General features: G+C 70.9%; 14 protein-coding genes. 7 read left to right on the top strand and 7 right to left on the bottom strand.

Features of this window, described 5'->3' with window-relative positions; all coding sequences use genetic code 11:
- Positions 1–24 precede the first annotated feature (24 nt).
- Together A5773_RS17460 and A5773_RS17455 are read right to left on the bottom strand one after the other, a co-directional pair.
- Entirely contained in the window at positions 25–741 is a 717-nt protein-coding gene (locus tag A5773_RS17460) for a TIGR03089 family protein (RefSeq protein ID WP_197507888.1), read from the bottom strand.
- Positions 729–2,201 carry an LCP family protein gene (locus A5773_RS17455; RefSeq protein WP_067791764.1) on the bottom strand — a complete coding sequence of 491 codons (1,473 nt, stop codon included), beginning with the start codon at positions 2,199–2,201 and terminating at the stop codon, positions 729–731. The genes A5773_RS17460 and A5773_RS17455 overlap by 13 nt, the downstream gene beginning before the upstream one ends.
- A 98-nt stretch (positions 2,202–2,299) precedes the next feature.
- On the opposite strand from A5773_RS17455, the gene rfbD reads away from it, so the two are divergent.
- From rfbD to A5773_RS17440, 3 genes are read left to right on the top strand one after another with little or no spacing between them, the layout of a single operon-like run.
- On the top strand, positions 2,300–3,184 hold the full coding sequence (gene rfbD / locus A5773_RS17450; RefSeq protein WP_066949903.1) for a dTDP-4-dehydrorhamnose reductase: 885 nt from the start codon (positions 2,300–2,302) through the stop codon (positions 3,182–3,184).
- On the top strand, positions 3,177–4,076 hold the full coding sequence (locus tag A5773_RS17445; protein WP_066949907.1) for a glycosyltransferase family 2 protein: 900 nt from the start codon (positions 3,177–3,179) through the stop codon (positions 4,074–4,076). Before rfbD ends, A5773_RS17445 begins: the two co-directional genes overlap by 8 nt.
- A 1-nt stretch (position 4,077) precedes the next feature.
- Positions 4,078–5,157 (top strand): sugar phosphate nucleotidyltransferase, encoded by a 1,080-nt coding sequence (locus A5773_RS17440; RefSeq protein ID WP_066949910.1) that lies wholly within the window; start codon positions 4,078–4,080, stop codon positions 5,155–5,157.
- Positions 5,158–5,234: 77 nt separating this feature from the next.
- Here the strand turns inward: A5773_RS17440 and A5773_RS17435 are convergent, their stop codons facing one another.
- The 4 genes from A5773_RS17435 to cofD are packed head-to-tail and all read right to left on the bottom strand — an operon-like array spanning position 5,235 to position 9,694.
- Complete coding sequence (locus A5773_RS17435) at positions 5,235–5,771, bottom strand: NUDIX hydrolase (protein ID WP_067260505.1); 537 nt, start codon at positions 5,769–5,771, stop codon at positions 5,235–5,237.
- Entirely contained in the window at positions 5,768–7,345 is a 1,578-nt protein-coding gene (locus A5773_RS17430) for a class I SAM-dependent methyltransferase (protein ID WP_067260508.1), read from the bottom strand. The genes A5773_RS17435 and A5773_RS17430 overlap by 4 nt, the downstream gene beginning before the upstream one ends.
- 10 nt (positions 7,346–7,355) lie before the next feature.
- A complete protein-coding gene (locus tag A5773_RS17425) occupies positions 7,356–8,696 on the bottom strand; it encodes a coenzyme F420-0:L-glutamate ligase (RefSeq protein WP_067791762.1) in 1,341 nt (446 codons plus the stop codon).
- The gene (cofD, locus tag A5773_RS17420; RefSeq protein WP_067791760.1) at positions 8,693–9,694 is read right to left on the bottom strand and encodes a 2-phospho-L-lactate transferase; all 1,002 of its coding nucleotides are present in this window, start codon (positions 9,692–9,694) and stop codon (positions 8,693–8,695) included. The genes A5773_RS17425 and cofD overlap by 4 nt, the downstream gene beginning before the upstream one ends.
- A gap of 352 nt (positions 9,695–10,046) precedes the next feature.
- On the opposite strand from cofD, the gene A5773_RS17415 reads away from it, so the two are divergent.
- Positions 10,047–10,385 (top strand): WhiB family transcriptional regulator, encoded by a 339-nt coding sequence (locus A5773_RS17415; protein WP_082948283.1) that lies wholly within the window; start codon positions 10,047–10,049, stop codon positions 10,383–10,385.
- 15 nt (positions 10,386–10,400) lie between these two features.
- Here the strand turns inward: A5773_RS17415 and A5773_RS17410 are convergent, their stop codons facing one another.
- Positions 10,401–10,823, bottom strand: coding sequence for a metallopeptidase family protein (locus A5773_RS17410; protein ID WP_066949924.1), 423 nt, complete (start codon positions 10,821–10,823; stop codon positions 10,401–10,403).
- Positions 10,824–10,995: 172 nt separating this feature from the next.
- On the opposite strand from A5773_RS17410, the gene A5773_RS17405 reads away from it, so the two are divergent.
- The 3 genes from A5773_RS17405 to A5773_RS17395 all read left to right on the top strand — a co-directional run bounded on the left by A5773_RS17405 (position 10,996) and on the right by A5773_RS17395 (position 14,054).
- On the top strand, positions 10,996–11,439 hold the full coding sequence (locus A5773_RS17405) for a DUF3499 domain-containing protein (RefSeq protein ID WP_082948282.1): 444 nt from the start codon (positions 10,996–10,998) through the stop codon (positions 11,437–11,439).
- Positions 11,440–11,559: 120 nt separating this feature from the next.
- Positions 11,560–12,957, top strand: a complete 1,398-nt coding sequence (locus A5773_RS17400; RefSeq protein WP_067791758.1) for a phosphomannomutase/phosphoglucomutase — start codon at positions 11,560–11,562, stop codon at positions 12,955–12,957.
- Entirely contained in the window at positions 12,954–14,054 is a 1,101-nt protein-coding gene (locus tag A5773_RS17395) for a TobH protein (RefSeq protein WP_066956276.1), read from the top strand. Before A5773_RS17400 ends, A5773_RS17395 begins: the two co-directional genes overlap by 4 nt.
- Positions 14,055–14,061: the final 7 nt, after the last annotated feature.

Genomic DNA, 14,061 nt, shown 5'->3' with positions numbered 1-14,061 from the left:
GCGATATCAATATGTATCCGCGCGTTAGAGCACCCGGGTGACCTTTTCGGTCTCGATCCTGCGCTGCAACGCCGACGGGTCGGGATTGGCCACCTGCACCAGCGAGCCGCCGACGGCCAGGATCGCCAGCGGGCCGTCCACCAGCTCGCCGGGTTCCGACCACGCGGAGGTGGACAGCACCCGGTCGGCGGCCGTCAATTCCTTTGCGGCGGCGGCGCTTTGGCAGTCGGCGAGGACCTCGTCGACCGATCGGCCGGCCAGCGCCGGACCGGGATGGGGTTCGGCGACGATCTGGTCGCCGTGCACCCGCACGGCGGTCGCGTAGTCGGTGACTCCGATCGGCAGGCCCGGCGCAGGGCGGCCGAACGGGTCCAGCGACAGCACCGCCACCTCGCCGGCCCCGGTCTCGTCCGCCTCGTCCAGCCGCTCGGCGGTGCACATGGCGATGTCGGCCGGGCCCGATGCGAGCACGGCCTCGGCGCCGATCCACCACACCCCGAACAGCACGGCCGCGGTCTGCCAGTGCGCGGGCAGCAGGATCGCGACCCGGCTGCCCGGTCCGGCGCCGAGCTCGTCGCGTAACAGGTTGCCGGTCTTGGCCGCCCAATTGGCCAGCGTCGCCGCCGACAGCTCGATGCGCTCGCCGGTCGCGTCGTCGTAGTAGGTGATGCGCGGGCCGACCGGGTCGGTCCGCAGCATCGGGTCGAGGATGGCGCCGGCGAGCGTGCTCAGTTGATGCACTCGGGCTTGTCGGAACCGGCGGTCAGGATCGGCGAGGGCGGCGGGACGTTCGGGTCGGCGGCCACCGCACCGACGTTGGACACCCGGGCGGGCATCACCGACGCGGTGCCGGAAAGTCCGGAGCCGGGGCCGCTGTAGTCGTTGCCCAGCACCACCTTGACCGAGCCCGCCGCGACGGATGCATCGGCGACCACCGGCAGCCCGCCGAGCTCCTTGGCCACCTCCTGGGCCCCCAGGTCGTCGGTCTTGGCGGCCCGGACCTGGCTGCCCTTGACATGGCCGGCGTCGTTGTTGCCGACGGTACCTGCGCCAAATCCCTTGGCGGTCAACACCTGTGAGACCGCCGATGCCAGGCCGTTGATGTCGGTGTCGTTGATCACGCTGGCGGTGGTCTTCGCCGGGGTGTAGGCGATCTCCTCGGTCTTGCCCTGCTCCTGCTCGTGCAGTAGCCCATTGACCCAGTCCTGTACCTGATGCGGGTCCACCCGCACCACACTCTGCATGCCGTCGTCACTCCAGCCGGCCCCGTCCAGCACCGGGATGGTGGCGAACGCGACGTTGCCGCCCGCGAGCTTCTGCATCTGCTGGACGAAATCCATTACGTCCCAACCCTGAGAGATCACCACCGAGCGTTGCACCGCGGCCTCGAGGCGTCGCACGGTGGTGGGGCTCGACAGCGTCTTGCCGGAGATGACCCGGTGGGCCAGTGAGGCCATCACCACCTGCTGACGCACCACCCGGTCCAGGTCGCCGCGCGGCAATTCGTGGCGCTGACGGACGAAGCTGAGCGCCTCCGGCCCGTCCAGGCGTTGCTGGCCGGCCGGGAAGTCGGCGCCCGAAAGCGGTTCGAAAACCGGCTCTTTGAGGCAGACGTCCACGCCACCGAGCGCGTCGGTGATCAACGAGAAGCCGAGCAGCCCGATCTCGGCGTAGTGGTCGACGGTGACGCCGGTGAGGTCGGCGACGGTCTTGATCAGGGCCTCGCGCCCGGCCTCGGTGCCCTGCGCCGCGGCGTCCTCGGCCGAATCGCCGGCCTTGACCAGGCTGGTGCGCTTGGCCTCGCGGGTCTGGCCGTAGACGCCGTTGATCTTCGTCTTGCCCAGGCCGGGGGCCGCGACGTAGGAGTCGCGGGGGATCGAGATGGCCGTCGCCGACTTCCCGTTGTTGGGGATCCGGATCAGGATGATCGTGTCGGTGTTGGTCGCTTCCTCGTCGCCGGCCCGCAGGGCGGCCAGCTCCTCTTGGGACAGCGGGTTGCCGTGCGCGTCCGTGCGGCTGTCGAGGCCGACCAGCAGGATGTCGATCGCGCCGTCGTCGCCGCCCTTGCCGAGCGAGGGCGCGGACATGTGGAAGATGCCGTCCTCGAAGGACCGGACGTTGCTCCACGCGAGCCCGGTGCCCAGGACCACCACAAGGGTGAGCGCAGTGGCAATCACACGAACCACACGTTGCACAGGCATCCCACTAGGTTACTTGCGGCACACCTGCTTCGCGGGTAACGAGCCCCCGCGCGCCCCGGCGTTCGCCCGGGCTTTCCCGGGCATGCCAGACTCGAACCATGTCGAGCAGGATCGTGATCGCCGGTGCCGGGGGCCAGCTGGGCGGCTATTTGCGCTCGCTGGCGGCCAGTCAGGGCCGCGACGTGGTGGGGCTGACCTCGTCGGAGTGGGACATCACCGACCCCGCCGCCGCCGAACGGATCATCGAGCGCGGTGACGTGGTGGTCAATTGCGCGGCCTACACCGACGTCGACGGCGCCGAGAGCGACGAGGCAGGCGCCTACGCCGTCAACGCCACCGGCCCCGAGAACATCGCCCGGGCCTGCGCGCGCGCCGGTGCCCGGTTGATCCACGTCTCCACCGATTACGTCTTCAACGGGGACTTCGGCGGCGCCGACCCGCGGCCATACGAGCCCAGCGATCAAACCGCCCCGGCGGGCGTGTACGGGCGCAGCAAGCATGCCGGGGAGGAGGCCGTCATTTTGGCGTTGCCGGACGCCGTCATCGTCCGCACCGCCTGGGTCTACACCGGCGGCGACGGCAAGGACTTCGTCGCCGTCATGCGCCGGCTGGCCGCGGGGGACGGCCCGGTGAACGTCGTAAACGACCAGGTCGGGTCACCGACGTATGTGGGCGACCTGGCGGAGGCGCTGCTGCAGATCGCCGACGACCACGTGCCCGGGCCGATCCTGCACGCCGCCAACGAGGGCGCGGTGTCCCGCTTCGAGCAGACCCGCGCGATCTTCGAAGAATGCGGCGCAGACCCCGAGCGCGTGCACCCGGTCAGCACCGCGGAGTTTCCGCGCCCCGCCCCGCGCCCGACCTACTCCGCGCTGTCGGGCCGCGAGTCCGCCGCGGCGGGCCTGCGGCCGCTAAGGCCCTGGCGCGCTGCGCTTGTCGCGGCGCTCACCGCCGATCTACCGTTACCCTCTACGCGTGACTGACGTCCTGCCGGTCGTGACGGTGACCTACTCACCGGGCCCACACCTCGAGCGATTCCTGGCCTCGCTGTCGCTGGCCACCGAGCGGCCCGTGTGTGTGCTGATGGCCGACAACGGCTCCACCGACGGAACCCCGCAGGCCGCCGTCGAGCGCTACCCGAACGTGCGACTGTTCCACACCGGCGCCAATCTCGGGTACGGCACCGCGATCAATCGCGCGGTCGCGCAGCTCGCCGAGACGCCGGACATCGACGACGACTGGGTGATCGTGGCTAACCCCGACGTCCAGTGGGGCCCGGGCAGCATTGACGCCCTGCTGGACGCCGCCACCCGCTGGCCGCGCGCCGGCGCCCTTGGCCCGCTCATCCGCGACCCCGACGGCTCGGTGTACCCGTCGGCGCGCCACCTGCCCAGCCTCATCCGCGGCGGCATGCACGCGGTCGTCGGCCCGCTCTGGAAGCGCAATCCGTGGACGGCGGCCTACCGCCAGGAGCGGCTGGAGCCCACCGAACGCCCCGTGGGCTGGCTGTCGGGGTCGTGCCTGCTGGTGCGGCGGTCCGCCTTCGGCCAAGTCGGCGGGTTCGACGAGCGCTACTTCATGTATATGGAAGACGTCGACCTCGGGGACCGGCTCGGCCGGGCCGGCTGGCTGAACGTCTACGTGCCGTCGGCCGAGGTGTTGCACCACAAGGGCCACTCCACCGGCGACGACCCGGCGAGCCACCTGGCGGCGCATCACAAGAGCACCTATATGTTCCTGGCCGACCGGCATTCCGGGTGGCGGCGCGCGCCGCTGCGCTGGACCCTGCGGGCCTCACTGGCGCTGCGGTCCCGTCTGATGGTGCGTGGCGCGCTGCGCACCCGGAGACGGAAACTGGCGGAAGGGCGGCGCTGAGATGGCTAACCCGCAAGTCGATGCGGTAATTCTGGTCGGCGGCAAGGGCACCCGGCTGCGGCCGCTGACGCTGTCGGCGCCAAAGCCGATGCTGCCGACCGCCGGGCTGCCGTTCCTGACCCACTTGCTGTCGAGGATCGCGGCGGCGGGCATCGAGCACGTCATCCTGAGCACCTCGTATCAGGCCGCGGTGTTCGAGGCGGAGTTCGGCGACGGGTCCAAGCTCGGCCTGCAGATCGACTACGTCACCGAGGACCGGCCCCTGGGCACCGGCGGCGGCATCGCCAACGTGGCCGCCCACCTGCGTCACGACACCGTGATGGTGTTCAACGGCGACGTGCTCTCGGGTTCGGACCTCAATCAGATGATCGACTTCCATCGCGCGCAGCAGGCCGACGTCACCCTGCACCTGGTGCGGGTGGGCGACCCGCGGGCCTTCGGCTGCGTCACCACCGACGAGAACGGCAGGGTCACCGCCTTCGTGGAGAAGACGCAGGATCCGCCCACCGACCAGATCAACGCCGGCTGCTACGTCTTCGAGCGCGGCATCATCGACCGCATCCCGCGCGGGCGCGAGGTGTCGGTCGAACGCGAGGTGTTTCCCGCCCTGCTCTCCGATCCGGACGTCAAGGTGTGCGGCTACGTCGACGCGACCTACTGGCGGGACATGGGCACACCGGAAGACTTCGTGCGCGGATCGGCGGACCTGGTGCGCGGGATCGCTCCGTCGCCGGCCCTGCACGGCCACCGCGGCGAGCAGCTGGTGCACGACGGCGCGGCGGTGTCGCCCGGCGCCGTGCTGATCGGCGGCACCGTCGTCGGGCGCGGCGCCGAGATCGGTCCCGGCGTCCGGCTGGACGGCGCCGTGATCTTCGACGGCGTCAAGGTCGAGGCGGGCAGCGTGATCGAGCGATCCATCATCGGCTTCGGCGCGCGCATCGGCCCGCGGGCGCTGATCCGCGACGGCGTGATCGGCGACGGCGCCGACATCGGTGCGCGCTGCGAGCTGCTGCGCGGCGCCCGGGTCTGGCCCGGCGTTTCGATTCCCGACGGCGGCATCCGCTACTCGTCCGACGTCTGAGGCCCCATCCCTGTGCGCGAGTGTGCAGCTAGCCGCCCGCTCGAGCCCGAGTGTGCAGCTAGCTTCACACTCGGCGGCTAGGGGCGGGTGGCGCGGCCGACCAGATACGCCAGCGCGTGGTCGGTGCCGTCGGGCAACGCGTCGGCCGCCCACCACCGCAAGTCCTCCGACTCGTCGCTGATCGCGATCCGTGCGCCGGCCGGCGCGTGCGCGACGAACTGCAGATCCAGGTGGCGGGTGGGCACGCCCAACGAGCAGGTGACCGGGTGGACGTGGATGGCGGCCAGCCGGGGCTCGATGCGCAAGCCGTCGACGCCGGACTCCTCGGTGGCCTCGCGCAGCGCCGCGGCGACGATGTCGTCGTCGTCCTCGTCGCAGTGGCCGCCCAGCTGCACCCACCGGCCAACGCGGGGATGCAATGTCAGCAGCACCCGGCCGCCGGTGTCGTCGAGCACCAGCGCCGAGGCCGTGACATGACCCGGCACGCACTCGCGGCGACACGCGTCGGGCCGGGCGTGCACATAGGCCAGGACCGCGTGCCGCAACGCGTCCTGCGCCGCGTCGGGCGCCTCCCACTCGGACAGCAGCGAGATCGCCGACTCCCGGACGCTCACCGGGAACCCCGTCGCTTCCGGCGGTCCCGCAGCGCGACCCAGGCCGCGCGGCAGTGCGTCACCACCTCCGGCGTGAGCCCCAGGCCGTCGATCAGGACGTGGCGGTCGACGAGGTCGAGCGCCTTCTCGATCTCGTTGGCCTTCAACAGCAGATCGACGTCGCACGCGAGCTCGGGGCCGGCGAGCGCCGGCGGGGGAATGGGGAGCTGCTCGGCTTCGCGCGGTTCCAGCTCCAAAATCCCCCCGCCGTAACTGCGGCCGATGACCTCGGCGAAGGCGAACGTCACGCTGTTGTGGAACACCGCGGCCAGCCCGGTCGGGTCGACACCGCCGGCGAGCCGGACCCGGTGCACCGTGTCGGTGCTCGTGGCCGCGGCGGCGTTGACGGTCAGCCGCGGCGCGCGGTGGATCTGGCGCAGCATGAACAGGTCCGGGATCCACAGCGACGGCGTGCTCCACCACGGCTTGCGGATCGAGCACTTGAAGCCGCGATCCACGCCGGCGGCCGCACCGGCAGCGATGTGCGCGAGCACGGCGGGGTCGACGGGCTCGCGCGGCGCGTTGAGCAGCCAGCCGCGGCGCCCGGCGGCGACATCGCTTGCCCGGCAGTCGGTGTCGTAGACCAACCCGGACAACTGCGCGCTGCGCGAGACGAGCGGGACGCAGTGGGGCAGCAGCCCGAGCTCGCGGGCCTGCGCGTCGGTGAGCGTGAAGAAGCTGTTGCGGCCCGTCACGATCCCCACATCCACGGCGGCGACCGACCCGAGCCGGATCAGCATCGTCGACCGCTTGAGGGTTCGCAGCAGTCGGATGGCGGCCGGGTCGAGGAAGTACTGGGTCCACTTCTCGTTCTCGTGCAACAGCGCGGGCGCCCATTCGGCGTCCAGGTCCGCGTGCGCGAGGGCACCGGCGTCGGTGAGGTGGACCGTGCGGATCCGGGCGGGCCCCGGGCCGGCGACCCCGCAGAACAACACCACCTCCTGCAGGACGCCGTCGAACACCAATCGCTCGAACGTCACCAGCGTGATGTCGCTGAACCGGCTCAACAGGAACTCGCGCAGCTGTGCGGCGTAGGTGACCTGGAGTAACTCGGCGGGCAGCACCAGGCCCACCCGGCCGCCGTCGCGCACCAAGATCGAGCTCGCCACCACGAAGGGGACCCAGGCGTTGGTCAACCGGGTGGGCCGCAATCCCTCGCGCCGCATCAGCTCCAGTGCGGGATCGCGCTGCTCGGACGCCCAGTTGCCGAACCGGATGTAGGGCGGGTTACCCGCGACCCCGTCCCAGCCGCCGGGCGCGGCGCTGGCCAGCCACGCGAACAGGTTCGCGACGTCGACGGGCGCGAATTCCCGTGCCTTGGCCGCCTCTTCGGCGACGAGTTCGACGCCGTGGACCCGCCCGCCGAGGGCGGCCAGCTCGCGCAGGATCGCACCGTCACCGCAGGAGGGTTCCAGCACGCGCGGTCCGGCGTCGCGCACCCAGCGGGCCAGGAACCGGGCGACGGGCGCCGGCGTGTAGTAGCCGCCGCGGGCCTTGTCGGCGGACGCCGCCGCCTTGCCCGCGAACGTTTTCATGGGGCCAGTATCACTTGCGGATCAACAAATCCCCGGCGTCCGCCGTGTCACGCGGGCCGGCGGGTTCCTCGGGGTAGCCGATCGCAATGGCGCCCAACGGCTCCCAATCACCCGGCAGGTCGAGCTCGGCGCGCACCAGGTCGGCGGCGAAGATCGTCGAGCCGATCCAGCAGCTGCCCACCCCCCGCACGGCCAACGCGACCAGCAGGGCCTGCACGGCCGCCCCGACCGCGACGGTGAACATGGTGTGCTCGGCGTCGGTGCGGGCCGCGTCGGGATACGTGTGCGCACCGTCGGGAACCAGCATCGGGACGACGACCTCGGGTGCGTCGTAGAGGATCTGGCCGCGCGCCACCCGCCGCTCCACCGAGTCGTCGGGCCGGCCGTCGCCGGCGAGGTCCGACCGCCACTTGTCCTTCATGCGGTCCAGCAGCCGCGTCCGAACGTCGGGGCTCTGCAGCCAGACGAACCGGACCGGCCGGGTGTGGTGCGGGGCCGGCGCGGTGAGCGCCTCGGCGACGGCGGACTCGATCAGCTCGGCCGCGACCGGCTCGGCGCTGAACCGGCGCACCGACCGACGCAACAGCTGCGCCTGGCGGCGCCCCATGTCGAGCGCCTCGGCGGTGCCCAGCCAGAACAGGTCTTCCTCGCCGGGCCGCAACAGCTGCCGGGCCGTCGAGCCGTCGTCGGCCACCGCCAGGCCGCGCACCACGGCCACCGGCATCGCGGTCAATTTGCCCTTCACCAGATCGGCCGCCGCCGCGACCTCGTCGGCGACCGCGATCTCGGTCACCACCAGCTCGTTGCCGTGGCGGTCGACGGTCCCCGAATAGCCGTGCAGCACAGCCAGACCGGCCGACCCCACCGCAGCGTCGATCTGGCCGTTGCGCCACGCGCGGCCCATCGTGTCGGTGATGACCACGGCGACGTCGACCCCGAGCCGGTCGGCCAGCCCGGCACGCAGGGCCGCGGCGCTGCCGTCCGGGTCTACCGGCAGCAGCGCCAGTTCGTCGCGGCCCACGTTGGATCCGTCCACACCCGCGGCGGCCTGAATCAGGCCGATGCGGTTCTCGGTGATCAGGGTGCGGCCCTTGCGCGCCAGCACCCGCACCGCCTCGGCCTCGACCAGCTTGCGCCGGAGTTGGTCGCGCTCCTCGGCGTCCTGCGGCGCCGGCACCAGCCGGCCCTCGCACTTGGACACCACCTTGCTCGTCACCACCACGACGTCGCCGTCGCGCAGCCAGGGCGCCGCCGCGGCCAGGGCCGCGCTCAGGTCGTCGCCGGGCCGGAATTCGGGCAGCCCGGCGACGGGCAGGATCTCGATCGCCGCGCCGGTGCCGTGTTCGGTCACGGCTTCACGCCCGCGAGGTCGAGCCCGGCGCTCACCATCTCGGCCGTCGCCTTCGGGTCGGTCATCAAAAGCGGCACGGCGGCCACCGCCACACCCTGAATGTCGGCGTGGTCGCCCTCGTGCACCAGCCAGCAATCCAGGATTCCGGTGCCACCGCGCGCGCCGTAGTGCTGGCCGACCGCCTCCGCGGTGGACTCCACCCCGATCACCGACAGGCACGCATCGGCCATGCCGCGCAATGGTTTTCCACCGATGATGGGCGAGTAGCCGACGACCGGGGCGGTCGCCGAGCGCAACGCCGCCCGGATGCCGGGGACGGCCAGGATGGCGCCGACGCTCACCACCGGGTTGGACGGCGCCAGCAGGATGACGTCGGCGTCGGCGATGGCCGCGACAGCATCACTTGTGGCGGTGGCCTTTTCGGCGCCGACGAACGCGAAGCTGTGCGTGGGCACGCCGGCGCGGTAGCGCACCCACCACTCCTGGAAGTGAATCGCCCGCCGGGTGCCGTCGTCCGGATCGGTGATCACCACATGCGTCTCGCAGCGGTCGTCGCTCGCCGGCAGCAGTCGGGCGCCGGGTTGCCAGCGATCGCACAGCGCCGAGGTGATCTGCGAGAGCGGGTAGCCGGCGCCCAGCATCTGGGTGCGCACCAGATGGGTGGCGATATCCCGGTCGCCGAGGCCGAACCAATCCGGCTGCACGCCGTAGCGCGCCAATTCCTCTTTGGCGTGCCAGGTTTCGTCGCGGTGACCCCACCCTCGCTCCGGGTCTACCCCTCCACCTAAGGTGTACATGCAGGTGTCCAGATCCGGGCAGACCCGCAGTCCATGAATCCAGGCGTCGTCGCCGATGTTGACGATTGCATTAAGTTCGTGGTTGCCGCTTCCCGCGTCTGGGTGCTGTTGCGTTTCGAACTGTCCCAGCCCGAGCAACTGTTGAATCCCCAGCAGGAAGCGGGCGCCGCCAACCCCACCGACCAGAACGGTGACCTTCACGTGGACGACAGTACTGCCCGACGACTGTGCGGTGGCGGGGCCGTTACGCGGCCCTTAAGCGTAGTCGCGCGCGGTGTGATCGACACGCCGAATGCGCAAAACAACGGAAACGCCGTAATTCGGTCACGAGATGGTATGGAAATGCGCCGTAATGCTTGACCCGGCAGATTAACCCGTGTCTAATCACAACAGTGTCATTTCCCGGTTGGCCGGCCGGTTCCGGTGTCGCAGACCGAGATTCGATCACTTGTTCGAATTGTCGGTACACATCAGAAAAGTGGGAACCACTCACTCTCCCAATCAAACTGAGGAGGCGGACGACCGTATGTCTTACGAACATCTTCGAGGAGTCATGGCGAGCACGCCGCACACCCCTATTGTCTCAGCGCCGGTCCCAACCGTTCGGCCGCACCTGACCGTGGTTCCTGATGCGCCAGTCGCATTCGAGCCCGAGCCGATGCTGGCGCCCGTCGCTGACCAATGGCAGGACCGGGCGCTTTGCGCCCAAACGGATCCCGAGGCGTTCTTCCCGGAGAAGGGCGGCTCCACCCGCGAGGCGAAGAAGATCTGCCTGGGGTGCGAGGTACGCCACGAGTGCCTGGAGTACGCCCTGGAGCATGACGAGCGCTTCGGTATTTGGGGCGGGCTCTCCGAGCGCGAGCGCCGTCGCCTCAAGCGCGGCATCATCTGACGCCGCGCCACAACGTCATTCGTCGTCGATCGTCGGGTCGATGACCGACGGCTCTACATCGAGGTAGATGGCCACCTGGGCCACCAAGATTTCGTGCAGTAAATCACCAAGTTCGACGGTGTCCTTAGCCCGTCGCTCAATTGGCTTGCGGAACAAGACAATTCGTGCCCGCGTGGCGTTGCCGCGGACGTCGACGCCGGCCGGGATCAATCGCGCCAGCGGGATCGGCCCGTCGGCGATCACCTCGGGCGGCCACTGCACGCTGTCGGGATCCTTGGCCGCGATCCGCGGAATCTCGTCGACCGCCACGTCGAGGTCGGCCAGGCGGGCCTGCCAATTCCGCTCGATGGGTTCGTAGGCCTCCAGCACCGCCATGTCGAATCGCTCGGCCCGGCTGCGCCACCCGGGCACCGTCGGCGGCAGCAGCGGGCCGCGCACATCGCGGCCCCGCCGGGAGGACCGATGGGAAGCGAATCGGCCCTGAGACCGATCCCTGTGCGGGGAGCTGCGCGAATCGCCCACGCGCCGATGGTAACGGTTGCACATCGGGGGTCGGCCGGTTGCGCGTGTCCGGCGCTTCGACGGCGTTTCCGCACGATAGCCTTTCGGCGTGAACGTTCCCCGTCGCTGTTGCCGGCCCGGGTGCCCGCACTACGCCGTGGCGACCCTGACGTTCGTCTACTCGGACTCGACGGCAGTCGTCGGCCCGTTGGCGACCGCGCGGGAACCGCATTCCTGGGACCTGTGCGTCGGCCATGCCGGCCGGATCACCGCGCCCCGCGGGTGGGATCTGGTGCGCCACGCCGGCCCCCTCGTTTCTGAGCCCACCCACCCCGACGAGGACGACCTGGTCGCCCTGGCCGACGCGGTGCGCGAGGGTGGCGATCGCGGCGTGCCGTACGCCGCAACGCCGGTGAACGGTTTCGCCGACCCACACATTCACCACGGCGGGTCGCAGGCCACCGCGCCCAGCAGCAGTGTGCTCGCGCCGCCCGAGCATCGATCCGGCCGGCGCCGCGGGCATCTTCGGGTGTTGCCCGACCCCAGTGACTAGCCGTTCCGGCGTCGCGCGCATTCCCCGCGCACCGCTACGGTCGGTGTTTCCCGGGGGCCGATAGGCTGACGGCCAACAGGCGAAGGAACAAACCCTTTCAACGCGTCAGGAGGCCCCGGCATGTCTCGGCTCGCCGCGACCGTGCACCGCGTCGTCAAGGCTTATGACGTACGCGGGCTGGTCGGCGAAGAGCTGGACGAGCCGCTGGTCACCGCTTTGGGGGCGGCCTTCGCCAAGCTGATGCGCGGCGAGGGTGCCCGGCAGGTGGTGATCGGCCACGACATGCGCGACAGCTCGCCCGCGCTGGCCGCGGCATTCGCATCCGGCGTGACGGGCCAGGGCCTGGACGTGGTGCGGATCGGTTTGTCCTCCACCGACCAGCTGTACTTCGCCTCCGGGTCGCTTGACTGTCCGGGCGCGATGTTCACCGCCAGCCACAACCCGGCGGCCTACAACGGCATCAAGCTGTGCCGCGCGGCAGCCAAGCCGGTCGGCGCCGACAGCGGCCTGCGCATCATCAGCGAGGATGTGATCGCCGGGGTCGAGCGCTATGACGGACCACCAGGAACCGTCACCGATCGCGACGTGCTGGAGGACTACGCGACGTTCCTGCGTTCGCTGGTGAACACCGCGGGGCTACGTCCCTTGCGAGTGGCAGTGGACGCCGGCAACGGCATGGCCGGCCTCACCGCGCCCGCGGTGCTCGGCGCGATCGGCTCAATCACCTTGTTGCCGTTGTACTTCGAGCTTGACGGCTCGTTTCCCAATCACGAGGCCAACCCGCTGCACCCGGCCAACCTGGTCGACCTGCAGGCCTACGTCCGCGACAGCGGGGCCGATATCGGGCTGGCCTTCGACGGGGACGCCGACCGCTGCTTCGTCGTCGACGAACGCGGCCGGGGCGTGTCGCCCTCGACGGTGACCAGCCTGGTGGCCGCCCGCGAGCTGGGGCGCGAGATCGGCGCCACCATCATCCACAACGTGATCACGTCGCGGGCGGTGCCCGAGCTGGTCACCGAACGCGGCGGCACGCCGCTGCGCTCGCGCGTCGGGCACTCCTATATCAAGGCGATGATGGCCGACACCGGCGCCATCTTCGGCGGCGAACACTCGGCGCACTATTACTTCCGCGACTTCTGGGGTGCGGACTCCGGAATGCTCGCCGCGTTGCATGTGCTGGCCGCCCTCGGCGAGCAGGACCGGCCGCTGTCGGAGTTGACCGCCGACTACCAGCGCTACGAATCCTCCGGCGAGATCAACTTCACGGTGGCCGACGCCGCGCTGTGCACGGAGGCGGTGCTGAAGTCCTTCGGCAGCCGGATCCACTCCATCGACCACGTGGACGGGGTGACGGTCGACCTGGGCGACGGCAGCTGGTTCAACCTGCGCAGCTCCAACACCGAGCCGTTGCTGCGGCTCAACGTGGAGGCGCGCAGCACCGAGGACGTCGACGCGGTGGTCGCCCAGATCAGTGGGCAGATCCACGCGCAGTCGGCGCCCGCCGGGGCCGCGCCGTGAGCGCGGTCCGGGCGATCGATCTGGAGGACACCGAGGGCCTGCTGGCCGCCGACCGGGATGGCCTGCTGCGCTCGGCGTCGTCGGCCGGCGCGCAGGTGCGCGCGGTTGCCGCCGCCGTCGACGAGGGCGCGCTGGATGCGCTACGGGCCGACGACCGACCGCGCAGCCTGATCTGGGTCGCCGGTCGCGGGGCCGCCGAAACCGCCGGCGCCATGGTGGTCGCGACGGTGGGCGGTGCGGCGTCCGAGCCGATCGTGCAGACGGCCGAGGTTCCGCCGTGGATCGGCCCGCTCGATGTGTTGATCGTCGCGGGCGACGACCCCGGCGACCCGGCGCTGGTCACCGCCGCCGCGACCGGGGCACGCCGCGGGGCGCGGGTCGTCGTCGTTTCGCCCTACGAGGGTCCGTTGCGGGATGCCACGGCCGGCCGGGCGGCGGTGCTGGCGCCGCGGCTTCCGCTCCCGGACGAGTTCGGGTTGTGCCGCTACCTGGCCGCCGGCCTGGCCGTGATGCAAAGCGTGGACCAGCGACCCGGCATCGACCTGGGCGCGCTGGCCGACCAGTTGGACGCCGAGGCGCTGCGCAACAGCGCGGCCCGCGAACTGTTCACCAACCCGGCCAAGACGATTGCGGCGCGCATCGCCGACCGACAGGTGGCGCTGGCCGGCGACTGCGCCGCGACGCTGGCGCTGGCCCGGCATGGCAGTTCGGTCCTGCTGCGGATCGCCCACCAGGTGGTCGGCGCCACCGGATTGTCGGATGCGGTAGTCGCGCTTCGCGCCGGGGTGTCCGGCGGCTTCCGGGACCCCGCCGAAGCGCTGTTCCACGACGAACAGATCGACGGGCCGCTGCCCGCGCGCCCGCTGGTGCTGGCGCTCACCTTGTCCGCCGAACAACCGGTCGTGGCGGCCCGGACCGCCGGGCTTGACGACGTGTATCTGATCGCCGCCGAAGATGTGCCGGACGGGCCCGGCGGCTCGGCGGGCTCGACGGTCGCGCCGGCGTTGGGTGGCGCCATCAGCGCAGAGCAGCAACTGGCAGTATTGGCCGTTCGACTGGAGATGGCCGCGGTTTACGCGCGGCTGGTGCGGGGATAGATAGAAC

The sequence above is a fragment of the Mycobacterium sp. 852014-52450_SCH5900713 genome, assembly GCF_001667075.1.
Lineage (GTDB): Bacteria > Actinomycetota > Actinomycetes > Mycobacteriales > Mycobacteriaceae > Mycobacterium.
Note: the sequence above shows the minus strand (reverse complement) of the source record. Positions and strands in the feature narration are given on the sequence as shown.